We start from the raw sequence: 20,652 nt of genomic DNA, 5'->3' as shown, positions 1-20,652 counted from the left end.
GGCGAAAGTTCCGTCCACTCTGTCACGCCCGGCGTCCGTGAACCGTCCCCCTGTCGGTAGTCGTGACGACGCTCGCGGAGGCGCTTGTGAAGCAGTGGTCGACAAAGGACCTTCGGGTGCTGGTGCCGCCCGCCGAGGGGCGGGCCGGTGACGCCCTGATGACCTTCTCCGACCGATACTCGGTGTTCGACCACGGTGTGATGCCGGACCGGATCCCGGGCAAGGGGCGCGCCTCCTGCGCGATGGCGGTGCACTCGTTCGGCCTGCTGCACGACGCCGGGCTCGCCACGCACTTCGTCGAGCAGGTCGCCGCGGACACCATCCGCATCAGGCTGCTCGGCCGCGACCTGAGCGGCACCCGGCCGACCGGGCCCGCCCGGCTGATCCCGCTCCAGGTGGTCTACCGGCGCGAGCTGCGCCCCGAGTCGTCCGTGCACCGGCGGATCGCGGCCGGAGCGCTGGACCCCGCCGACGTGCCCGCGCCCGACCCGGTGACCGGGCGGCTCGCCGCCGACATGGTCGAGTTCACCAGCAAGTTCGAGGAGACCGACCGGTTCCTCACCCGCGCCGAGGCGGCCCGGATCGGTGGCGTCGGCCCCGACGACTTGACCGCGCTGACCGCGGCCGCCCGCCGGGTCTGCGCCACCGTCGGCGAACGCTGCGAGCAGATCGGGCTCACCCTGGTCGACGGCAAGGCCGAGTTCGGGTACGACGACGACCGCCGCCTGATGATCGTGGACCACGCGGGCACCCCGGACGAGAACCGCTTTTACCTCGGCGACACGCCGGTCTGCAAGGAGCTGCTGCGCGCGATCCACCCCGGGCTGCGCGACCGCGTCCAGGCGTACGTCCGGGACGGGGTGCCGCGCGCCGAGTGGGCGCCTCCCGCGCCGCTCGACCCGGAGACGATCGGCGCGGTCGCCGACGTCTACGCCACCCTCGCCGAGCTGTGGACGACCGGGACGGCCGCCGCCCGGAACCGGCTCACCGCCGCCGCCCGGCGCTACGACGACGCCGTCGCCGCCGGTGCCGGGAGCGGACGGTGACCCCGCGAGCGGTCCGGGTGTCCGGGCCGTCCCGCCTCAGCTTCACCCTGATCAACCTGGACGCCGGGTCGCTGCGCCGCAACGGCATCGCGGCGATGGCGGTCCGCCGGCCCGGCCTGATCGCCGAGGTGCAGCCGGTCCCCGGCGCGTCCCGGGTGAGCGGCGCGGCCGAGGAGACCGCGGCCGGCCTGCTCGCCGCCCTGGCCACGCTGGAGAAGCGCTGGGAGGGCCCGCCCGTCGACGTGCGCCTGACCAGGCCGCTGCCGCAGCACACCGGGTTCGGGTCCAAGACGGCCACGCTGCTCGCGGTCGGTCGCGCGTACGCCGAGATCTGTGGCCGGAGTGTCGAGTTGCCGGAGCTCTCCCGCCTGCTGGGCCGGGGTCGCACCTCGGGTGCGAGCACCGGGCTGGCGGCCACCGGCGGCTTCCTGGTCGACGGCGGCCACCGCAACCCGCCGGAGATGGCCGCCGATCCGGCCGCGTTCCTGCGGCCCAGCCGCTACGCGCCGCCCGCACCGGTGCCCCGGCCGGTGGTGAGCCTGCCGTTCCCGCCGTGGCCGGTGCTGATCCTGATCACCCACGGGCGGCACCTCGGCGGCCAGCAGGAGCTGGACTGGTTCAAGCGGGTCACCCCGATCCCGTCCGAGGAGGCGCGGCGCACCGCGCAGCTGGTGTTCCTCGGGCTGGCCCCGGCCGTCGCGGAGCACGACTTCGACGGATTCTGCGACGCGGTCAACGAGATCACCTTCACCAGCCACTTCAAACGGGAACAGATCATGTTCCAGGGCCGGCCCGTCGAGGACGTGCTGGCCGCCGGTCGCGCCTCGCCCGCCGTCGACGCCGTCGCGCTCAGCGTGACCGGGCCCGCCTGCTTCGCGTTCGCCCGTGACCCGCGGGCGGCCGAGGCGTGGGCGGAGTCCCTGCTTCGCAAGGGCCTGCTGCGCGACTACTGGGTCACCCATGCCGACAACCGTGGTCTCACGCTCGACCATGTGCCACAGCGATGAGGAAACATGCCTGAGAAGCCGATCGTGCCCAACGTGCTGGCCGCGCGCTACGCGTCGCCGGAGATGGTGGAACTCTGGACCGACGAGCGCAAGGTGGTGCAGGAGCGCCGCCTCTGGATCGCCGTGCTGGAGGCCCAGTCCGACCTGGGCGTGGACGTGCCGGCCGAGGCCGTCGCGGCCTACCGCGTGGTGCTCGACCAGGTGGACCTGGCCGCCATCGAGGCGCGCGAGCGCGTCACCCGGCACGACGTGAAGGCCCGGATCGAGGAGTTCAACCGGCTCGCCGGGTACGAGCACATCCACAAGGGCATGACCTCGCGTGACCTCACCGAGAACGTCGAGCAGCTCCAGATCCGGGACAGCCTGACCCTGGTCCGCCGCCGCTGCGTGGCGGTGCTGGCGCGGCTCGGGCGGCTCGCTGCGGAGTACGCCGACACGGTGATGGCCGCCCGTACCCACAACGTGCCCGCCCAGCCGACGACCCTCGGCAAGCGGTTCGCCGGGGTGGCCGAGGAGATCCTGCTGGCGGTGCGGCGCCTGGACGACCTGCTGGACGCGTACCCGATCCGGGGGGTGAAGGGGCCGGTGGGCACCGCGCAGGACATGCTCGACCTGCTGGGGGGCGACCGGGATCGGCTGGGCCGGCTGAACGACCGGGTGGCCGCCCACCTCGGGGTGACCCGGGCGATGGTCAGCGTCGGCCAGGTCTATCCGCGGTCGCTCGACTGGGAGGTGCTCAGCCTGCTGGTGCAGGTGGCCGCCGGGCCGTCGTCGCTGGCCACCTCGCTGCGGCTGATGGCCGGGCACGAGCTGGCCTCCGAGGGGTTCGCCGAGGGGCAGGTCGGCTCGTCCGCGATGCCACACAAGATGAACATGCGCTCCTGCGAGCGCATCAACGGCCTGATGGTCGTGCTGCGTGGTCTCGCCGACATGACCGGGCAACTGGCCGGCGGCCAGTGGAACGAGGGTGACGTCTCCGACTCGGTCGTCCGCCGCACCGCGCTGCCCAGCGCGTTCTTCGCCCTGGACGGGATGCTGGAGACCGTTCTCGTGGTGCTCGACGAGTTCCAGGCGTTCCCGGCCGTCATCGACCTGGAACTCCAGCGCTACCTGCCGTTTCTCGCCAGCACCCGGATGCTGCTCGCCGCGGTGCGCGCCGGGCAGGGCCGGGAAACCGCGCACGAGATCATCAAGGAGCACGCCGTGCGGCACGCCGGCCTGCTGCGTGCGCGCGGCGGCGAGAACGGTCTGCTGGACGCGCTGGCCGCCGACGAACGCTTCCCGCTGGGCCGGACGGAGCTGGACGCCCTGCTGGCGAACCGGTTGCTGTTCACCGGCGCGGCGGCCGACCAGATCGCCGGGATCGTGAAACGGATCGACCGGGAGGTGACCGCCGACCCGGACGCCGCCGGATACCGCCCCGCCGCCCTGCTGTGAGGGGTAGTAACCAGGTGGTTACCGTATGCGGACGAAGGCCTCCTCCAATAAGGAGTTCCATGCAGCACGAGACGGTCCGGTTGCTGACCGCCTACCACCCCGCGACCACCGCCGAGACCACCGACAAGGAACGGACGCTCGCCCTGCTCGACCAGAGCGATCCGTGGTCGCGGGACCTGCCCGTGCACCTGACCGCGTCCGCCCTGATCGTCCACCCGCCGACCCGCCGGGTCCTGCTGCGCTGGCACGCCCGGATGCAGGCGTGGTTGCAGGTCGGCGGGCACGGCGACCCGGGCGAGCGCGACCCCCTCGACGTGGTGCTGCGGGAGGCCCGCGAGGAGACCGGCTTGGACGACGTGACGCCCTGGCCGGACAGCGCGGTGCGGCAGGTCGCCGTGCTGCCGGTGCCCGCCAGCGCTACCGAACCCGCGCACGAGCATGCCGACCTGCGCTTCGTCCTGGCCACGGCCACACCCGAGGCGGCCCGCCCGGAGAAACCGACCGCCGAACTGCGCTGGCTCACCCTGCCCGAGGCGTTCGACCTGGTGACCGAGCCGAACCTGACCGAGTTCCTGACCCGGGTGGGGGAGTTGTTCGACCAGGAACGCTGAAACCTGAAGGAGTGCAACGCCGTGACCGACCTCGCCCTGCCGACCGGCGACCCCGACATCGTCGGGTGCAGCAAGAAGATCTGGCTCGTCGAACCTGGCCGCTGCGTGGTGGAGATGATCCCGTCGCTGCGCAGCTTCACGTACGACCGCGACGAACTCGTCGACGGCACGGCCGAACTGCGGCTGGACTTCTTCGAGCACGTGTCCGGCCTGCTCGCCGCCGACGGCGTTCACACGGTGTTCCACCAACGGCTCGGCCCGGTCACCTACCTGGCCGACTATCGGCCCTCCGTACCGTTCGAGGTGATCGTCAAGAACCGGGCCACCGGTTCCACCATCCGCAAGTACCCCGGCCTGTACGCGGAGGGGCACCGGTTCGACCCGCCGGTGGTCAAGTTCGACTACCGCACCGACCCGGAGGACCAGCCGATCGGCGAGGACTACCTGCGCGACCTCGGCGTGGACGTGGCCGCGTACCGGCAGATCGCGCTGAGCTGCAACCGCCTGCTGTGCGACCGGCTGGAACCCCTGGAACTGTGGGACTTCTGCCTCGTGGTCGCGGCGGACGACGACCACGGTCTGGTCATCAACTCGGAGATCTCACCGGACTGCATGCGGCTGCGGGCACCGGACGGCACGCCCTACGACAAGGACCTGTTCCGGCGCGGCGCGCCGGCCGCTGAGATCATCGCCCGTTGGCGCGAGCTGATGGAGCTGGTGCGTCGTGGCTGAGCGGATCGCACTGGTGACCGGGACGAACCGCGGCACCGGCCGGGCCATCCGTACCCGGCTGCTCGCCGACGGCTACCTCGTCCGCTGCCTGAACCGCAACTCCTGCGCCGACCACGACGACCCCGTCCTCGCCGACCTGGCCGACGGCCCGGCGGTCAGCCGGGCCGCCGCCGAGGTCCTGTCCGACACCGACCGGCTGGACCTGCTGGTCCTCAACGCGGTGACCCGCGGCTTCGGCCGGCTCGCCGACCTCGACCCGAAGGACTGGGACGAGGCCGTCGCGGTCAACCTGACCTCGGTGGTACGCGTGGTCCAGGTGGCCCTGCCCAAGCTGCGCGCGGCCGGCGGGCACATCGTCATCATGGGTTCGCACGCGGGCGTCCGCCCGTTCGAGGAGGGTGTTGCCTACTGCGCGACCAAGGCGGCGCTGCGTGCGGTGGCCGAGGTGCTACTGATGGAGGAACGCCCGCACGGGGTCCGCACCACGCTGCTGAACCCGGGCGCCATCCGCAACTTCGACGACGACTTCGCCGACACCAAGATGAGCGTCGAGTCGGTCGCCTCGGTGGTGTCCTGGGCCGCCGCGACCCCGCCGGACATGGTGCTCGGCGAGATCGAGCTGCGGCCCGCCCTACTGGACCCGCCGCCGGTCACCGGCCTAAACCGCCTGCAGTACGTATGAGAGCCGGGGAGGCAGTGGCATGACGGTCCGGACGCCGCTCGTGGCCTGGGACGAGGAGACCCGGACCCTGCACGTGGTGCTCCACGAGGCGACCGACGCCTCGCCGCCCCGGTCGGTCCGGCGTAGCCTGCTCTGTTGGGTAAATTTCGATGCCGCCGGCGCGGTCTGCGGCGTGGACGTGCACGACGTCTCGCCCGACGTGACCCGCGCTATCCCGCATTTCACCGGAGTCGACATCATCGGCCGCACGCTGCTCGACGACGGCTGGCTCTGGATCCCCCTGTCCGACAACTCCACGCACCGGCGCCGGAGCGGTTCGGCCGACGTCCGGTTCACCCTGGACACCACCGGCCTCGCCGCCCTGACGGTGCACTTCTCCGAACGGAAAGCCACTTGACCTACCTCGCGATGCTCCGCCTGCCCGCGGTGACCCGGCTGCTCTGCGCGGCCGTTGTGGGCCGGCTCCCCACCTCGATGGTGGCCCTCGCACTCACCCTCACCCTGCGGGAGAGCGGGATCGGCTACCGGTTTATCGGGTTGGCCCTGGCCGTGCTGACCGTGTCGCAGGCGGTCGGCGGCCCGGCGCTCAGCCGGCTGATCGACCGGCGCGGCCAGACCACGGTGCTCTCGGTCTCGGCGCCGGTGTCGTCGCTGTCGATCATCGCGGTCGCCGCGGCACCCGACAACCGTGCCGTGGTCCTGATCGGGGTTGCCCTCTGCGGCCTGGCCACCCCGCCGCTGGAACCCTGCCTGCGCGCGCTCTGGCCGGGCCTGGTGGGGGAGAAGAACCTGCAACGCGCGTACTCGCTGGACTCGGTCGGCCAGGAGGTCATCTTCGTGACCGGGCCGTTGCTGATCGCGCTGACCGTCGCGGTCGCCTCGCCCGTCGTCGCGCTGGTCCTCACCGGAGTGCTGTGCCTGGCCGGCACCGCCGTGTTCGCCAGCTCGCCGCCGTCACGGCAGTGGCGCGGCGCGGCGTCCAACGCCGGGCTGCTCGGCCCGCTGCGCAGCCCCCTGCTCGTGCTGATGCTCGTCGGGATCGCCGCCACCGTCATCCCGATCGGCGCGGTGAGCATCATCCTGGTGTCCTACGCCGAGCAGACCGAGGTGTGGGGTGGTGCCAGCGTGCTGCTCGGCATCTCCGCGTTCGGCGCGTTCATCGGCGCGCTGATCAACGGGCGGATCGCGTGGAAGACACCGGCTGCCACCCGGATCGTCGTGATCAGCGCCTGCCTCGGCACCGCCTATCTGCTGGTCGGCACGCTCGCCCCGGTCTGGATGATGGCCGTCATCGTCTTCGTCGCCGGGTTCTTCCTGCCGCCGCTACTGGTGATCGCGTTCACCCTGACCGACGAACTCGCACCGACCGGCACCATCGTCGAGGCCTTCGCCTGGTTGGTCACCCTGTTCGCGGTCGGCTCCGGCATCGGCGCCGCGGTGGCGGGCGCGGTCCGCGACACCGCGGGCACCCGGGCCGCCGCGCTCACTGTCGGCGGCCTCGCCTTCCTCGGCGTCGCCGTGATCGCCGTCTTCTGGATTGCGCACACGTCTCGGGTCAAGGTCACGGTGTCCTGATGGCCGGCCGCCGCCTCCTCTGCCTCGACCTGGACGGCACCCTGCTCGATCCGGCCGGGACCGTGGCGCCGGGAGTGGCGGCGGCGCTGCGCCAGGCGTGCGCGGCCGGGCTGGCCGTGGCGGTCCTGACCGCCCGGCCGGCCCGGGACGTGCCCGCCGCCGTCCGGGCGGCGATCCCGGCGACCACGTGCTGGGGGTACAGCAACGGTGCGCTCGTGCAACTGCCCGGCGAGGCGCCGGTCCGGCTGGCCGGGCTCGCGTCGGACCTGGTCGGCGACCTCGTGCGGGACCTGTCCGCCCACTGCCCGTCCTGGACGTACGCGCTGGACCTGGCGGACGCCACCGTGCTGCGCGACCCTTTTCCGCCCGAGGCGGCCGTGCACTGGAACGACGTCCGCCGGGTCACCACCTTCACCGGCCGGGAGACCGCCTCCAAGATCCTGGTCCGAACCGGGGAACGGGCGGGACCGGCCGAGGTGGCCCGGGTGCAGCGGGTGCTCGGCGACCGTGCCGAGGTCACCGCGTCCGGCGGCCGGTACGTGGAGGTCAACCCGCCCCACGCCGGCAAGGCGGCGGCGATGTGCCGGCTCGCCCGGACGCTGGGTGCCACCTTCGTCGCCGCCGCCGGTGACGGGCTCAACGACATCCCGATGCTGGCCGCGGCCGACGTGTCCGCGGCACCCGCCAACGCGGAACCCGCGGTACGCGCGGTAGCCGCGCACCTGCTGCCCGGCAACGACGAGGACGCCGTCGCGGCGTTCGTCACCCTGCTGCTCGGGGCCGGGGCCGCCGTCGACTGAGAGGAGTCCCATGTCCCTGCGTGTCCCGTACGGCTCCTGGCCGTCCGGATGGCGGGCCGAGGACGCGGCGCAGGCACCCCGCACCGTGGACTGGACCGGCTTCGCCGGTGGCTGGGTCCGCTGGGTGGCCGCCGATCCTGCGGACGGCCGCAACCACCTGCTCACCGCCAGCGCACCGGGACGGGTCACCGACGTGCTGCCGCCCGGCTGGGACGTCCGTACCGCCTACCAGGAGTACGGCGGGCGCCCGTGGACCGCCGGCCCGCGTGGCGAGACGGTCTTCGTGCACTGGGACGACCAGCGCCTGCACCGGCACGTCCCGGACGGCACCGTCGTCGCCCTCGGACCGGCGAGCGGCGACCGACGCTACGCCGACCCGGTGATCCGCGGCGACGAGGTGTGGTGTCTGCGCGAGAGCGGCGGCGTGCGCCGCCATCTGGTGGCCGTGCCGCTGGACGGCAGCCGGTCGGAACGCGTCCTGGCCGGCACCCACGATTTCCTCACCGGCCCCCGGGTCAGCCCGGACGGCGCCCGGGTCGCCTGGACCGGCTGGAACCACCCGGACATGCCGTGGGTACGCACCGACGTGATGGTCGCCGGGATCGCCACGGACGGCCGCCTCACCGGCGTCCGGCGCCTCGCCACCGGTCCGGACGAGTCGGTGACCCAGGTCGAGTGGAGTGTCGACGGCCGCTCGCTCGTGGTGGTCAGCGACCGCAACGGCTGGTGGAACCCGTACCGGGTGGACGACGACGACCGCTGGCACTCGATCTGTCCGCGCCCCGAGGAGTTCGGCGAGGCGCTGTGGCGGATCGGCGCGAGCACGGTCGCCGCGCTGCCCGGCGGCACCCTCGCCGCTGCGCACGGCACCGGCGCCCGCCGGCTCAGCGTGCTCGGCGCCGACGGTGGCCTGACCGCCGCGGGACCGGATCTGAACGGCTGGACCGACTGGCAGTCCGTGACGGCGTCGGGCAACCGGATCGCCGCGGTGGCCGCCGGACCGGGCCGCCCGCCGGCCGTCGTGCTGACCGGCGGCGGCCGCACCGACGTGTTGTGGACCACGCCCGGCGTCCCCGCCGGCCACCTGCCGCCGCCGGTGCATCGCACCTACGCCGGCGTGCACGCCTACGTCTACGAGCCGTGCCATCCCCGGGTCACCGGCCCACCCGGCGAGAACCCGCCCTACCTGATCCAGGCGCACGGCGGCCCGACCAGCCGGAGTCGTCCCGGTGGGGTGGAGGCTGCCATCGCGTTCTTCACCAGCCGGGGCATCGGCGTGGCCGACGTCCAGTACAGCGGTTCCACCGGCTTCGGCCGCGGGTATCGGGACCGGTTGCGGCACCGCTGGGGCATCGCCGACGCCCGGGACTGCGCCACCGTCGCCCGCGCGCTGATCGCCGAGGGCCGGGCCGACCCGCACCGGCTCGCCCTCCGCGGCACCAGCGCCGGCGGCTGGACCGCGCTGCGCGCGCTGGTGGACGAACCCGGCCTGTTCCGCGCCGCCGCGGTCTCCTTCCCGGTGCTGGACGCGGCGTCCTGGGCGGCGGCCACCCACGACTTCGAGTCCCGGTACGCCGACTGGCTGATCGGCGACGCGGTCACCGACCGGTCGCCGATGGCCTGCGCGGACCGTATCCGCGGTTCGGTGCTGCTCGTGCAGGGTGCCCGCGACGCGATCTGCCTGCCCCGGGACGCCGACCGGTTCGTGGAACGCCTGTGCCGTTCGTCGGTGCCCGTGCGCTATCTGCGTTTCCGGCACGAGGGGCACGGATTCCGCGACCCCGGAGTGGTCGCCGAGTGTCTGCGCGCCGAACTCGACCTGTACGGCTCTGCATTCGGATTTCTCCTACCGGGAAACGGAGCGGAATTGTCATGAGCAGAACCGCAGGAGTGGCACCGGGAACGACCCCCCTATTGCGCATCGCGGTGCCGAACAAAGGCACCCTCGCCGCGAACAGTGCCCGTCTGCTCGCCGCCGCCGGGTTCTCGTTCGCGCCAGCCCGGGAGCGGCTGTTCAGCGCCGACCCGATCAGGTCCGCCGAGATTCTCTACCTGCGGGCCCGGGACATTCCCGCCATGATCGCCGGAGGGTACGTCGACGCGGGCATCACCGGCCGCGACCTGGTCGCCGACTCCGGCCACGAGCTGCGCGAGCTGCTGCCGCTCGGCTTCGGCCGTTCGGTGGTCCGGTTCGCCGTGCCGCCCGGTACCGACGAGGACCCGCGGACGTGGCACGGCAAGCGGATAGTCACTGCACTGACCACCCTGACCAGGCGGCATCTGGCCAAGCTGGGCGTGCGGGCCGGGGTGGTGCCGATGAGTGGCGCCGTCGAGGTCGCCGTGCACGCCGGGATCGCCGACGCGGTGGCCGACGTGGTAAATTCCGGCCGGACCCTCGCCGCGCACGGACTGCGCGCGGTCGGCGCTCCACTGATCGTTCCCGAATCGGTGCTGGTGGCCGTGCCGCACCGGGCCGGTTCGGTCCGGCTGCGGAATCTCGCCGACTGCCTCGCCGAACGCTTCCGGTCGGGGACACGGTGTTCGTCCGGCGATGATAGAATCGGCGAACGTTCATTCGAGAGGCAAGCCGGAAGTTATGAGAAGGTCTCCAGGCCTGACCCTGGTCTTCGACGCGGACGACACGTTGTGGGAAAACAACGTTCTCTTCGAGAATGTCATCGACGTGTTCATAGAATGGCTCTCCCACCCGACGTTGGACCGGGTCGAGGTCCGTGCCCTGCTGGACGAGATCGAGCGCGCCAACGCGGTCACGCACGGCTTCGGCAGCGCGATGTTCCTGCGCAGCCTGCACGCCTGCTTCGAGCGGCTGCGCGAACGGCCCGGCACCCCCGAGGAGCGGCGGCAGATCGAGGAGCTGGCACGCGCCCTAGTGGACCGCGAGGTCGAGCTCATCCCTGGGGTCGCCGACACGCTCGGCGAGCTGGTCGGCCGGCACGACCTCCACGTGTTCACAAAGGGAAACCTGGCGGAGCAGCAGCAGAAATACGATGCGTCCGGTCTGGCCCGGTTCTTCTCCGGTGTGCACATCGTAGACGACAAGCGCACCGCCGACTATCGCGCGTTGCTCGGCCGACTCGGCCTCGACCCGGCCACCACCTGGATGATCGGCAACTCCCCGAAGTCGGACATCCACCCGGCGCGCCAGGTGGGCATGGGCGCGGTGCTGATCCCGAACGAGAACACCTGGGTGCTGGAGCACCAGGAGCTGGACCCCGATCCGGGCGTGCTCACCCTTACCCGGTTCCCCGAGCTGCTCGACCACTTCTGAGACCGGGAGGCGTGGTGCCCGACAGGCCGATAGGAATTTTCGATTCCGGCGTCGGCGGGCTCACCGTCGCCCGCGCCCTCGCCGATCAGCTGCCCGCCGAGAGCCTGCTCTACCTGGGCGACACCGTGAATGTCCCGTACGGGTCGAAGTCGATGGCCGACGTGCGCCGCTACTCGTTGGCCTGCCTGGACCGGCTGATCGACGAGGGCGTCAAGCTGCTCGTCATCGCTTGCAACAGCGCCGCCGCGGCCTGCCTGCACGACGCCCGGGAACGCTACGCGGTGCCGGTCGTCGAGGTGATCCGACCGGCGGTGCGGCGGGCGGTGGCGGCCACCCGCAACGGCCACGTCGGTGTGATCGGCACCCACGCCACCGTGGCCAGTGGCGCCTACGAGGACGCGTTCGCCGCCGCCCCGGACCTGTCGGTCACCAGCGTGGCCTGTCCCCGGTTCGTCGAGTTCGTCGAGCGGGGCATCACGTCCGGCCCGGCGTTGCGCAGCGTCGCGGAGCGCTACCTGTCGCCGTTGCAGGCGGGCGGCGTGGACACGCTGGTGCTCGGCTGCACGCACTATCCGCTCCTGGCCGGGCTGCTCAGCCTGGTGATGGGCAACGGGGTCACGCTGGTGTCCAGCGCCGACGAGACGGCCAAGACGGTCTACCGGATGCTCGCCGAGGGTCGGGTGGCACGCGCGGCCGGCGACGAACCGGCCCGGCACCGATTCCTCGCCACCGGCGACGTCGCGCCGTTCGAGCGGCTCACCACCCGCTTCCTCGGCCTGTCTCCGGCGATGGTGTTGACGACTGCGGCGGCCTAGTGGTCACACCCGCCGTACGGCCACGAGATCGTGGTTCCAGCAGGCCAGTGGGTCGGTGTCGCGGCGCACGTATCCGGTCACCCGGCCCAGGACGATCGTGTGGTCGCCGCCGTCGCGCAGCCCGTACGCCCGGCAGAGGATCCGCGCCATCGCGACCGGCAGCGACGGCGTACCGGAGTCGAGGTTCTCGACCTCGACCCCGGCGAACCTGTCGACGCGCCTGGAGCCGAACCGCAGCGCCAGATCGCGACCGTCGGCGCCGATCACATTGACGCAGAACGTCTGCGCGGCGACCAGCCGGTCGTGCGAACGCCCGCTGCGGTCCACACAGACCAGCAGCAGCGGCGGGTCCTCCGAGAGCGACACCACCGAACTGGCGGTGAACCCGTACGCCTCACCCTGCTCGTCACGCGCCGTGATGACGGTGACCGGGCCGACCACTGCGGACATCGCTTGCCGGAACGTGCCGGATCCGGGCCGAACCGGCACCAGCTCGGCGGTCTGCTCGTACATCGGCTGCCCTCTTCCGTGTCGTCAGGCCGCGATCTGCCGGCGCGCGGGCACCGGCAGGCCGAGGTGGTCACGCAGCATGGTGCCGGCGTACTCGGTGCGGAACAGGCCGCGCCGCTGCAACTCGGGCACCACCAGCTCGGTAAAATCGGTGACCGAACCGGGCACCGTGCTCGGGTAGACGTTGAAACCGTCCGCGAGGCCCCGCTCGAACCAGTCCTGCATCATGTCCGCCACCTCGGTCGGACTCCCGACCACGGTGTGCGCGGGCTGCGTCGGGCAGGCGTGCACCAGATCCGCGTAGGTGATCCGGTCCGGTCCGGTGGCGGTACGTCGGGTCAGCCGGGTGATGTCGGCCAGCCGCTGCCGGGCCTCCGGTGCCACCGCCGCCAGCTCCGCGGCGGGCACGGCTGCGGACAGGTCGTCGGGTATGCCGATCCCGAACAGCCGCGCCGCCGAACCGCGATTGTGCCGTAGCCCCTCGCCGAGGCCGCCGGCCCGCACCTGGGTGCCGGGTTCCCGCTCGGGATCGAGCGGCAGCAGCGCGTTCAGCGCGTCGTAGCGGGCCACCGCCTCCCGGGTGGTCGGCGCGACCACGACGATCAGGCCGGGCAGGATGGTCACGTCGTCGGCACGACCGTGGCGGGCAGCCCGCGCCTTGATGTCCGCGTAGAACTCCGCACGCGCCTCCAGATCCGGTTGCGGGCCGGCGAACACCACGTCCGCCGCGCTCGCGCTGAGCTCCCGGGCGCGGTCCGAGGTGCCCGCGTTCAGCAGCACCACCTGACCCTGCGGCGGGCGGCCCACGTCGAGCGGCCCGTCCACCGAGAAATACGTGCCCCGATGCCGCACCGGCCGTCCCGGTTCGCTGTCCCAGAGCGCCCGGACCACGACCAGGGTCTCCTCCGCCCAGTCGTAGCGCCGATCGGTCGGCCAGTGCTCGGTGCGGCCGAAGTTGCCGGCCGCGGCCGGGTCCGCGCCGGTCACCAGGTTCCAGGCGGCCCGGCCGCCGCTGACATGGTCCAGGGAGGCGAGCAGCCGGGCAATGCCGTACGGGTCGGAGTAGGTCGGGTTGGCGGTCACCACGATGCCGATCCGCTCGGTGGCGGCGGCGATCGCGGTGGCGGCGACGAAAGGTTCCAGCCGGGAGATCTGCGCCGGATTGCTGTGCTGGAGGGTCGGGTCGCTGGCCAGGCGGTCGCCGAGGAAGATGAAGTCGAGCCGGGCCCGCTCGGCGGCCTGGCTGACCTGCTGGATCAATGCGATGTCGTAGGCGGCGTCGGCGCGGGCGGACGGGTGGCGCCAGCCGGCCGGGTGGGTGCCGGTGGCCCAGAACATCAGCCCGAGGTGCATCATGCGTGCGGTCACGTCGGTCGGCTCCTGTCGGTCGGCGCTCGTGGGGTGCGGCGCGTTGTCGCGGAGGCGGCGCTCTCGCGCGGGCGTCAGCGCGTCCGGCCGGTCCGGGCGCCGACGCAGTGGGCGAGGCGGTTCGCGGGTCGGCTCAGACCGAAGCGTTCGCGCAGCAGGAACGGCTGTTCCGCGGGCCAGTCGGCGGTCCACGTCGGCAACCCGGCCTCGGTGAACGCGACGCACTCCTCGGCGCTGTCGAACCGCACTAGCCAGCCGATGGCGCCGTCCGCGTCGTCCGGCCCCGACCGCCGGACGTCGTCCGGCCGCGCGGCCCATAACCACGGCCGGTCGTCGTCGCCTGGCGACCGGCCGATCAGCACGTCCGCGTCGGCCGCCGCGCCCCGGTCGCCGGCGTCGGCCAGCACGAGCGGATGCCCCTGCGGCGGTCGGATCACGTTCAGCGGCCCGGCCACCCGCAGCAGCGGTCCCTCGTGGTTCAGCGTGTGCACCCGGTCGCCGTCTACGAACTGCATGGTCGCCTTGTCGTGGGTGAACGCGCCGTCCTCCCAGGTGTCCCAGAGGTCGCGCAGCAGCGGCAGGTATTCCGCGGTGCGCGCCGCCCGGTTCACCGCCGGGTCGACACCCGCACGACGGTGGTTAGCGTCGGCGGCCGGGTCCGGCGCGCTCGACGCCAGCCACCCGGACCGCCCCCCGCTCACGTGGTCCAGCGAGGCGAGCATCCGGGCCAGGTTGTACGGCTCGGTGTACGCGGGCGGCATCTCGATCACCAGCCCGATCCGTTCGGTTCGGGTAGCCAGCCAGGAAGCGGTGATCAGCGCGGCCGGCGGTCCCGGCCGGTCATCGGGCGCGGCGGGCCGGTCGGGCAGCACCAGGAAGTCCACCCCGGCTGCCTCGGCCGCCCGGGCCGTCGCGACCGGTTCCGTGCCGGCGGGCAGCTCGTAACCGACCAGGGGGCCAGCTCTGTATCCGCTCACGACTCTCCTTCGCAACGCTATCCGGGCACGGGACACCCGGCCGGCCCGGTGCGGTGAGGGTTACCAGGGAGACGACTCGACTGCCAGGGGCGTGACAGCGGCCGTTGCCGGCTTTTGTGAGAGCCGCTAGCGTTCCCTGGCCAGACGGGCCCAGAGTCCGAGGATCGCGGTGACCTCCCCGGAGTTGACGAACCAGGTTGCCCGGGACGGTTCCCCGCGTCGAGGAGGCGAGCGGGCGCGGCCCGAGCCGGTTCCGGGCGATGTCGCCCCGGCTGCGAGCCGTGGCCGTCGGGTGGTGCTGCTCTACCACGCCGGGCTGTCGTTCCTGCCCGGCGGTTTCGTCGGGGTCGACGTCTTCTTCGTGATCTCCGGCTTCGCATCACCGGGCAGATCGTGGCCGAGATCGAGCGCACCGGGCGCGTCTCCCTGATCAATTTCTACGCGCGTCGGGCCGAGCGGATCCTGCCCGCAGCGACGGTGGTGCTCGCGGCGACCGCGGTGCTCGCGGCGACCGCGGTGCTCGCGGCGACCGCGGTGCTCGCGGCGACCGCGGTGCTCGCGGCGACCGCGGTGGCGGTCCGGATCTTCGTGGCCCGCGGCGACTGGCAGGCCATCGGCGGCGACATCGCCGCCGCGGCGGTCAACGTGGTGAACTGGCGGTTCGCCGACCGGGCCGTCGGCTACCTCGGCGCTCTCCGTGCTTGCCGTTAGCGGTTTGCGTAGGCAGCCAGGACCGCGCCAGACGTCACGGCAGCAGCCAACTGTACCCCCGTTCTACCCCCCGAAAACCCCTGCTGATCATCGGCTGCCGGTGACAATCGATGCCCACTCCACGATCGCGTCTGTGCAGCTCAGTGGCAGTTCGTAGTGAACGTTGACAAGTCAGGAACCGTCAGATTCGGTAAGCGTAGGTGGTCGGTTCGATTCCGGATCCGGTAGGTGCTTCACGTGTATCTATGCGGTTCCCGGCCCTCTGCCATGCGCGCTTTGCGGCGGGCGCGGAACGCGCCTGGCGGCCGGCTGAAAAGGCGCCCGGTTGCGTGCGAAATACCCCGGAACAGCACGACACAGGGCGTGTCCGCGCTGGGGATGTTGTTGGGGAACCACCCGGGATGGGCTGTCCGGGCAGGAGATGCGCTGGGATGTGGCTGAGACCTATGGGCAGGTCAGCGGCACGATCCGGGACTGGGTGAGATCAGGAGGGACGGTTGTCGCGTTGTTCCCAAGCTGACAGTGCGGGTTCGATTCCCGTCACCCGCTCCAACTCCACCGCCGTTTGCAGGTGCATGTCCCGAGCCGCTTCTCCGGCTTCCCGCACCTCGACCGCTGCGCACCGTACCATTGTGATCATGAGGGTTGGCATCGTGATCCTGCCCGACCAGCGCTGGTCGGTGGCTCGGCACCGGTGGCGGCGGGCCGAAGAGTGGGGCTTCGACCACGCCTGGACATACGATCACCTGGGTTGGCGTGACCTGGTGGACGGGCCGTGGTTCGATTCGATGGTCACGTTGACCGCCGCCGCGACGGTGACCGCCCGGATCCGTCTCGGCACGCTCGTCGCCTCACCGAACTTCCGGCATCCGGCGGCTTTCGCCCGGCAGGTTACCGCGCTGGACGACGTCTCCGATGGGCGGACGCTGCTTGGCCTCGGTGCGGGCGGTGTCGGGTTCGATGCCGAGGTCCTCGGCGGTGAGAGGCTGACTCCCCGGCAGCGGGTGAACCGGTTCGCGGAGTTCACCGAGCTGCTCGACACGGTTCTGCGGCGGGACGGCACCACCTGGCGGGGCGACTGGTACGCGGCGGTCGACGCGCGGAGCAGTCCGGGCTGCGTTCAGGAACCTCGGTCACCGTTCGTGGTGGCCGCCAACGGGCCCCGGTCGATGCGGATCGCGGCCCGATTCGGGCAGGGTTGGGTGACCACCGGGCCGGCCGTCGACGAGCTGGACGACTGGTGGGCCGCAGTGGCGGAGCTGACCGTCAGGCTCGACGCGACGCTGGCAGCGCAGGGGCGGGATCCGGCCAGCCTGGATCGCTACCTTTCGCTGGACTCGGCACCGGTCTTCTCGCTGCGCAGCGCCCAGTTCTTCGCCGACCAGGTGGAGCGGGCGGCGAAGCTGGGCTTCACCGATGTGATCACGCACTGGCCACGGGAGAGCAGCTGGTTTGCCGGTGACGAGGCGGTCCTGGTGGAGGTTGCCACCCGCCTCCTGCCGGAGCTGCGCCGCTGAGCCTGAGCGGCGCCAGTCGACTGAGGTGCCCGGGACGACGGCCGAAATCCGACGGCACCTCGGCGAACCGGGTCACCTTGACGCCGGTCACCTGGACGACGGCCACGAAGGCATCGTCGTCGTCCACCAGGACCAGCCGCTCTCCGACGTGTTCGAGTGCTTCGCCTTCGTCGGTGTAGTCGTCGAGCAGGCCGGCGGTGGCGGTCTTGACGCCTTCGAGCACGAGCGTGTTGAGGCGGGACCGTAGTTCACCGGGGGCGCCGAGGGCCAGTGTGCACAGACCGCCGATGCGTGGCCACACCCTGTCGAGGCTACCCGTCCTACAGCTTGCATGAGTCGTCACGAGAGGGCGCGAATGCGGGTACGGTCGGTGGCCGACGACAAGGAGCTGTCCATGACGGACAAACGTGCGGTGCTCATCCCGGGACGCGGGTACGACACCCGGTACCCTCTCTTCCTCTACCTGGGTGAGGCGCTTCGCCGGGTCGGTTTCGGGCTGCACGGCATCTCCTGGCAGGTGCCGGAGGACTTCGATGTCGACACGATCGGCAGGTGGGTGTGCGATCAGGTCTCCCCGACCCTGGATGAGGGCACGGATCTGCTGGTCGGCAAGTCGCTCGGTACCCTTGCCGCTCCGCTCGCGGTCGGCCGGCGGCTGCCCGCCGTCTGGCTCACCCCGTTGCTGCACCGGGGCGAGGTGGTCGACGCGCTGCGCCGGGCTACCGCGCCGTTCGTTCTGGTGGGCGGCACCGCCGACCCGTCCTGGGATGGCGGGGTCGCCCGGCGGCTCACCCCGCACGTGTTGGAGATTCCTGGTGCCGACCATGCGCTGATGGTGCCCGGTCCGCTTGCCCACTCCGCCGAGGCGCTCGGCCGGGTCTGCACGGTGGTCGAGGACTTCGTCCGCTGATCGGTGGTCGCGTTCCACGGGGCGAGGTGTCGGACGGTGGGGCGGGCGTCAGGAGGGGAGATCGGATGAGGTCAGGAGGGCGGTGATCCGTAGATCGGCTGCCACTGCCGGCGGGCAGGTGGCCACCACGGCGGCCGTGCCGACCGGTTCCGCTCCCCGGGCCGAACAGATCTCGTAGCTGGCGCGGACCTGGGCAGCGGTGTCCACCCAGTCGTCCACCACCAGCACCCGGTCGCCGGGGCCCAGAGACCGGTCCCGCACCGCGAGGTCCACACGTCGGCCGCGAAAGTCGGGGGAGCTTCTCGCCCAGGTCAGGGGTCCGGTGGGCAGCCGTCCGTCACCCGGCTTGTGTGCTACCACGAAACCCACTCCGAGGGCGGTGGCTGCCAACGGTCCGAGTAGAAGCCCGGTGACCGCGGGAGACAGGATCACTGTGGGTCGGGTGGCCCGGAACGGTGCAACCAGCGCGGGTCCGAGTGCGGCGAGCGTCGCCGCGTCCCGCCACCATCCGGAGGTGTCGCTGACCAGGTGGCTCGCGCCCGGACCGGGGTCCACCCAGTCGAACAGCTCGACCAGGCGTCTTGTCAGCTCAGTGGGCATGTGACCATCCTGCGTCAGGCACCGGTCGAGCGGCGGCCCACCCGGCCGACCATGTCTCGGATGATCGGCTTCACGTATCCTCCTAATTGCGGGCAAATCAACATGATCACGTTGACATCGGAAGTGCCTTTCTCGTTATGGTCCGACCCGGTTCGACCCGCCGAGAAAGGACCCGACAGGTGGCTGGTAAGCACTCCCGTAGCCGCAGACTCACCTCGCCGGCCGCTCTCTCGGCCAGCGCCGTGGTGGTGGTCGCGCTCGCTGTCGGAAGCACCGTCGGCGCTGTCCGGCTGACCGCCGAGCCTGAGCCGGTGCGACCGGTCGTGATCGACCCGACTCCCACCATCGGGACGAGCGCTCCGGTGACCAACCCGCCCAGCGCCTCGCCGACCGCCAGCGTCGGTGTGTCGCCGAGCCCGACGGCGAGCCCGCAGCCGAGCCGCACCACACAGGCGCCGTCACGTAGCAGGCAGCGCACGGTAGGTCCGACGCCGAAGCCGACGGTCAAGAAGACCACCGCCAGTCCGGTGGTCGAGACCGGATCCTGCGGCGCCTCTTTCTACTGGCAGGGACAGATGACCGCCAACGGGGAGACGTTCGACCCGGAGGGGATGACCGCCGCGCACAAGACACTGCCCTTCGACACGAGGGTGCGGGTGACCAACCCGGCCAGCGGTGAATCGGTGACCGTGCGGATCAACGATCGCGGTCCGTTCATCGAGGGGCGGTGCCTGGACCTGGCGCAGGCCGCGTTCGCCGAGATCGCATCGCTCGACCTCGGTCACATCGAGGTCCGCTACGAGGTGCTCGGCTGAGCCGGTGGAGCGCCGCGATCGGTTCCGGCCCCGGCTCCTCGCGGCCAGAACCGTCTCGTACGAGGGGCCAGGCTCATTCTTTCCCCCAGGCACATCGGGCATGCTGTCGGATGTACGCACGCATCTGCTCCAGTCGGGCCGTAGCCCGCTGAGCCCCGGATCCCGCGCCGGCCTCGGCGCGGCCCTCGTGCTGCTCGCAATCGTCTCGGTGGTCGAGGTGGCGGACGGGCCCACGGCGAGCTACATCGCGTTGATGGTCTCCGCGCCGTTCATGGCCGCCGCGCTCGCTTCCTGGCGGGTCGTGCTCGGGGTCGGTGCCGCGGCCGCCGTGCTGGGGGCGGTCTTCGCCTTGGCCGAGCCGACGATGTCGCTCTCCACCGCTGTCGCGGTGGCGGGCATCGCACTGGGTACGGGAGTCGCGGTGGCGGTGGCGGCGGTTCGGCAGCGGCAGGCGGAGCAGATCGCCGAACTGTCGAAGCTCGCCATGGTGGCCCAGCAGGCGGTGCTACGTCCGCTGGGCCCTCGCCTGGGCGCTCTTTCGGTGGCCGGCCGGTACATATCGTCGACCGCCACGGCCGAGATCGGCGGTGACCTCTACGAGGCGATCGAGACTCCGTACGGCGTTCGAATGATCATCGGCGACGTGCGCGGCAAGGGCCTGGAGGCGGTCCGGTTGGCGAGCATCGTCCTCGGCTCGTACCGGCACGTGGCGTACGAGCGCGCCGATCTGCGGGCCGTGGTGACGGATCTGGACCGGGCTGTGGCGCGCAACGTGGGCGACGAGGACTTCGTGACGGCTGCCCTGGTGGAAGAGCGTGGCGGTACGCTGACCATCGTCAACTGTGGGCATCCGGCGCCGTTGCTGCTCCGTCGCGGGGCGGTGCTTTCTCTTGAGCCGCCGGCACCGGCACCTCCGCTGGGCTTCATGCCGGTGGTCCGGCCGAGGGTCGAGCGGCTGGAGCCGGGCGACAGGTTGTTGCTGTTCACCGACGGGCTCGGCGAGGCGCGGCGGGACGGCGAGTTCTTTCCCACTGCGGACCGGGCCTGGCGGCTGCTCGGTCACGGAACGGTCGGTGACGGCCTCGCTTCGCTGGAGACGGCTCTCGTCGAGTGGGTGCACGGTCGGCTCGACGACGACATCGCACTCGTTCTGATGGAGTACACGGGCTCTCCTGGCAGGGCGACGGTCGCGGTACCGAGTTGGGAGGTCGGTGACGCCGAAGGGTGATCACCGGAGGGCGGCTGCGAAC

At 71.8% G+C, this 20,652-nt stretch carries 23 protein-coding genes and 1 pseudogene; 19 read left to right on the top strand and 5 right to left on the bottom strand.

Going from position 1 to position 20,652, the window contains the following annotated elements:
* Positions 1 to 62: 62 nt before the first annotated feature.
* The 13 genes and pseudogenes from HCA58_RS05980 (at position 63) to murI (ending at position 11,994) form a co-directional block, all read left to right on the top strand.
* Positions 63 to 1,046, top strand: a complete 984-nt coding sequence (locus HCA58_RS05980) for a phosphoribosylaminoimidazolesuccinocarboxamide synthase (protein ID WP_346775885.1) — start codon at positions 63 to 65, stop codon at positions 1,044 to 1,046.
* Positions 1,043 to 2,053 carry a beta-ribofuranosylaminobenzene 5'-phosphate synthase family protein gene (locus tag HCA58_RS05975; protein ID WP_169596758.1) on the top strand — a complete coding sequence of 337 codons (1,011 nt, stop codon included), beginning with the start codon at positions 1,043 to 1,045 and terminating at the stop codon, positions 2,051 to 2,053. Before HCA58_RS05980 ends, HCA58_RS05975 begins: the two co-directional genes overlap by 4 nt.
* Before the next feature lie 6 nt (positions 2,054 to 2,059).
* Positions 2,060 to 3,490 carry an adenylosuccinate lyase gene (gene purB, locus HCA58_RS05970; protein WP_169596757.1) on the top strand — a complete coding sequence of 477 codons (1,431 nt, stop codon included), beginning with the start codon at positions 2,060 to 2,062 and terminating at the stop codon, positions 3,488 to 3,490.
* Between the two features lie 59 nt (positions 3,491 to 3,549).
* Positions 3,550 to 4,101 carry an NUDIX domain-containing protein gene (locus HCA58_RS05965; protein WP_169596756.1) on the top strand — a complete coding sequence of 184 codons (552 nt, stop codon included), beginning with the start codon at positions 3,550 to 3,552 and terminating at the stop codon, positions 4,099 to 4,101.
* Between the two features lie 21 nt (positions 4,102 to 4,122).
* Positions 4,123 to 4,833, top strand: coding sequence for a phosphoribosylaminoimidazolesuccinocarboxamide synthase (locus tag HCA58_RS05960; protein WP_169596755.1), 711 nt, complete (start codon positions 4,123 to 4,125; stop codon positions 4,831 to 4,833).
* Positions 4,826 to 5,515 (top strand): SDR family oxidoreductase, encoded by a 690-nt coding sequence (locus HCA58_RS05955; protein WP_169596754.1) that lies wholly within the window; start codon positions 4,826 to 4,828, stop codon positions 5,513 to 5,515. Before HCA58_RS05960 ends, HCA58_RS05955 begins: the two co-directional genes overlap by 8 nt.
* Positions 5,516 to 5,534: 19 nt before the next feature.
* The gene (locus HCA58_RS05950; RefSeq protein WP_169596753.1) at positions 5,535 to 5,912 is read left to right on the top strand and encodes a hypothetical protein; all 378 of its coding nucleotides are present in this window, start codon (positions 5,535 to 5,537) and stop codon (positions 5,910 to 5,912) included.
* Positions 5,909 to 7,090, top strand: a complete 1,182-nt coding sequence (locus HCA58_RS05945) for an MFS transporter (protein WP_169596752.1) — start codon at positions 5,909 to 5,911, stop codon at positions 7,088 to 7,090. Before HCA58_RS05950 ends, HCA58_RS05945 begins: the two co-directional genes overlap by 4 nt.
* Positions 7,090 to 7,890, top strand: a complete 801-nt coding sequence (locus HCA58_RS05940; protein ID WP_169596751.1) for an HAD family hydrolase — start codon at positions 7,090 to 7,092, stop codon at positions 7,888 to 7,890. The genes HCA58_RS05945 and HCA58_RS05940 overlap by 1 nt, the downstream gene beginning before the upstream one ends.
* A 10-nt stretch (positions 7,891 to 7,900) precedes the next feature.
* Positions 7,901 to 9,766, top strand: a complete 1,866-nt coding sequence (locus HCA58_RS05935; protein ID WP_169596750.1) for a prolyl oligopeptidase family serine peptidase — start codon at positions 7,901 to 7,903, stop codon at positions 9,764 to 9,766.
* Positions 9,763 to 10,305 (top strand): annotated as a pseudogene (gene hisG / locus HCA58_RS05930) (ATP phosphoribosyltransferase); the annotation flags it as partial. The gene HCA58_RS05935 and the pseudogene hisG, both read left to right, overlap by 4 nt.
* 181 nt (positions 10,306 to 10,486) lie before the next feature.
* On the top strand, positions 10,487 to 11,179 hold the full coding sequence (locus HCA58_RS05925; protein ID WP_169596749.1) for an HAD family hydrolase: 693 nt from the start codon (positions 10,487 to 10,489) through the stop codon (positions 11,177 to 11,179).
* Positions 11,180 to 11,193: 14 nt separating this feature from the next.
* Positions 11,194 to 11,994, top strand: a complete 801-nt coding sequence (gene murI, locus HCA58_RS05920) for a glutamate racemase (RefSeq protein ID WP_169596981.1) — start codon at positions 11,194 to 11,196, stop codon at positions 11,992 to 11,994.
* Positions 11,995 to 11,997: 3 nt separating this feature from the next.
* Here murI and HCA58_RS05915 read toward each other — a convergent pair whose 3' ends face one another.
* From HCA58_RS05915 to HCA58_RS05905, 3 genes are all read right to left on the bottom strand, one after another.
* Positions 11,998 to 12,507 carry a flavin reductase family protein gene (locus HCA58_RS05915; protein ID WP_091075688.1) on the bottom strand — a complete coding sequence of 170 codons (510 nt, stop codon included), beginning with the start codon at positions 12,505 to 12,507 and terminating at the stop codon, positions 11,998 to 12,000.
* Between the two features lie 21 nt (positions 12,508 to 12,528).
* Positions 12,529 to 13,872, bottom strand: coding sequence for an LLM class flavin-dependent oxidoreductase (locus HCA58_RS05910; RefSeq protein ID WP_346775884.1), 1,344 nt, complete (start codon positions 13,870 to 13,872; stop codon positions 12,529 to 12,531).
* A 74-nt stretch (positions 13,873 to 13,946) separates the two neighbouring features.
* Complete coding sequence (locus HCA58_RS05905; protein ID WP_346775883.1) at positions 13,947 to 14,849, bottom strand: LLM class flavin-dependent oxidoreductase; 903 nt, start codon at positions 14,847 to 14,849, stop codon at positions 13,947 to 13,949.
* A 169-nt stretch (positions 14,850 to 15,018) separates the two neighbouring features.
* Between HCA58_RS05905 and HCA58_RS23355 the strand changes: the two genes are divergently transcribed.
* From HCA58_RS23355 to HCA58_RS05895, 3 genes are all read left to right on the top strand, one after another.
* On the top strand, positions 15,019 to 15,279 hold the full coding sequence (locus HCA58_RS23355; protein WP_240955566.1) for a hypothetical protein: 261 nt from the start codon (positions 15,019 to 15,021) through the stop codon (positions 15,277 to 15,279).
* Entirely contained in the window at positions 15,243 to 15,560 is a 318-nt protein-coding gene (locus HCA58_RS23350) for a hypothetical protein (RefSeq protein WP_240955564.1), read from the top strand. Before HCA58_RS23355 ends, HCA58_RS23350 begins: the two co-directional genes overlap by 37 nt.
* A gap of 638 nt (positions 15,561 to 16,198) precedes the next feature.
* Complete coding sequence (locus HCA58_RS05895; protein WP_205807738.1) at positions 16,199 to 17,077, top strand: LLM class flavin-dependent oxidoreductase; 879 nt, start codon at positions 16,199 to 16,201, stop codon at positions 17,075 to 17,077.
* Here HCA58_RS05895 and HCA58_RS05890 read toward each other — a convergent pair.
* Positions 16,983 to 17,300 carry an ASCH domain-containing protein gene (locus HCA58_RS05890; RefSeq protein ID WP_346775894.1) on the bottom strand — a complete coding sequence of 106 codons (318 nt, stop codon included), beginning with the start codon at positions 17,298 to 17,300 and terminating at the stop codon, positions 16,983 to 16,985. The genes HCA58_RS05895 and HCA58_RS05890 overlap by 95 nt on opposite strands.
* A gap of 171 nt (positions 17,301 to 17,471) precedes the next feature.
* Between HCA58_RS05890 and HCA58_RS05885 the strand changes: the two genes are divergently transcribed.
* Complete coding sequence (locus HCA58_RS05885; protein WP_169596745.1) at positions 17,472 to 17,987, top strand: alpha/beta hydrolase; 516 nt, start codon at positions 17,472 to 17,474, stop codon at positions 17,985 to 17,987.
* Positions 17,988 to 18,035: 48 nt separating this feature from the next.
* Here the strand turns inward: HCA58_RS05885 and HCA58_RS05880 are convergent, their stop codons facing one another.
* Positions 18,036 to 18,587, bottom strand: a complete 552-nt coding sequence (locus tag HCA58_RS05880; RefSeq protein ID WP_169596744.1) for a phosphoribosyltransferase family protein — start codon at positions 18,585 to 18,587, stop codon at positions 18,036 to 18,038.
* Positions 18,588 to 18,766: 179 nt separating this feature from the next.
* Between HCA58_RS05880 and HCA58_RS05875 the strand changes: the two genes are divergently transcribed.
* Both HCA58_RS05875 and HCA58_RS05870 read left to right on the top strand, forming a co-directional pair.
* Positions 18,767 to 19,402: a septal ring lytic transglycosylase RlpA family protein gene (locus HCA58_RS05875; protein ID WP_169596743.1), complete on the top strand. Its 636-nt coding sequence runs from the start codon at positions 18,767 to 18,769 to the stop codon at positions 19,400 to 19,402.
* 100 nt (positions 19,403 to 19,502) lie between these two features.
* Positions 19,503 to 20,630: a PP2C family protein-serine/threonine phosphatase gene (locus HCA58_RS05870; protein ID WP_169596742.1), complete on the top strand. Its 1,128-nt coding sequence runs from the start codon at positions 19,503 to 19,505 to the stop codon at positions 20,628 to 20,630.
* Positions 20,631 to 20,652 lie beyond the last annotated feature (22 nt).

Origin of the sequence: Micromonospora sp. HNM0581, assembly GCF_012726175.1 — a bacterium.
GTDB lineage: Bacteria > Actinomycetota > Actinomycetes > Mycobacteriales > Micromonosporaceae > Micromonospora.
The sequence above is the reverse complement of the archived record's forward strand: the minus strand, read 5'-3'. Positions and strand labels throughout refer to the sequence as shown.

Coding starts and splice junctions, on each gene's coding strand:
- HCA58_RS05895 (WP_205807738.1), top strand. CDS start 16,199: ATGAGGGTTGGCATCGTGATCCTGCCCGACCAGCGCTGGTCGGTGGCT.
- HCA58_RS05880 (WP_169596744.1), bottom strand. CDS start 18,587: ATGCCCACTGAGCTGACAAGACGCCTGGTCGAGCTGTTCGACTGGGTG.
- HCA58_RS05940 (WP_169596751.1), top strand. CDS start 7,090: ATGGCCGGCCGCCGCCTCCTCTGCCTCGACCTGGACGGCACCCTGCTC.
- HCA58_RS05925 (WP_169596749.1), top strand. CDS start 10,487: ATGAGAAGGTCTCCAGGCCTGACCCTGGTCTTCGACGCGGACGACACG.
- HCA58_RS05950 (WP_169596753.1), top strand. CDS start 5,535: ATGACGGTCCGGACGCCGCTCGTGGCCTGGGACGAGGAGACCCGGACC.
- HCA58_RS05870 (WP_169596742.1), top strand. CDS start 19,503: ATGCTGTCGGATGTACGCACGCATCTGCTCCAGTCGGGCCGTAGCCCG.
- purB (WP_169596757.1), top strand. CDS start 2,060: ATGCCTGAGAAGCCGATCGTGCCCAACGTGCTGGCCGCGCGCTACGCG.
- HCA58_RS05965 (WP_169596756.1), top strand. CDS start 3,550: ATGCAGCACGAGACGGTCCGGTTGCTGACCGCCTACCACCCCGCGACC.
- HCA58_RS05915 (WP_091075688.1), bottom strand. CDS start 12,507: ATGTACGAGCAGACCGCCGAGCTGGTGCCGGTTCGGCCCGGATCCGGC.
- HCA58_RS05935 (WP_169596750.1), top strand. CDS start 7,901: ATGTCCCTGCGTGTCCCGTACGGCTCCTGGCCGTCCGGATGGCGGGCC.
- HCA58_RS05885 (WP_169596745.1), top strand. CDS start 17,472: ATGACGGACAAACGTGCGGTGCTCATCCCGGGACGCGGGTACGACACC.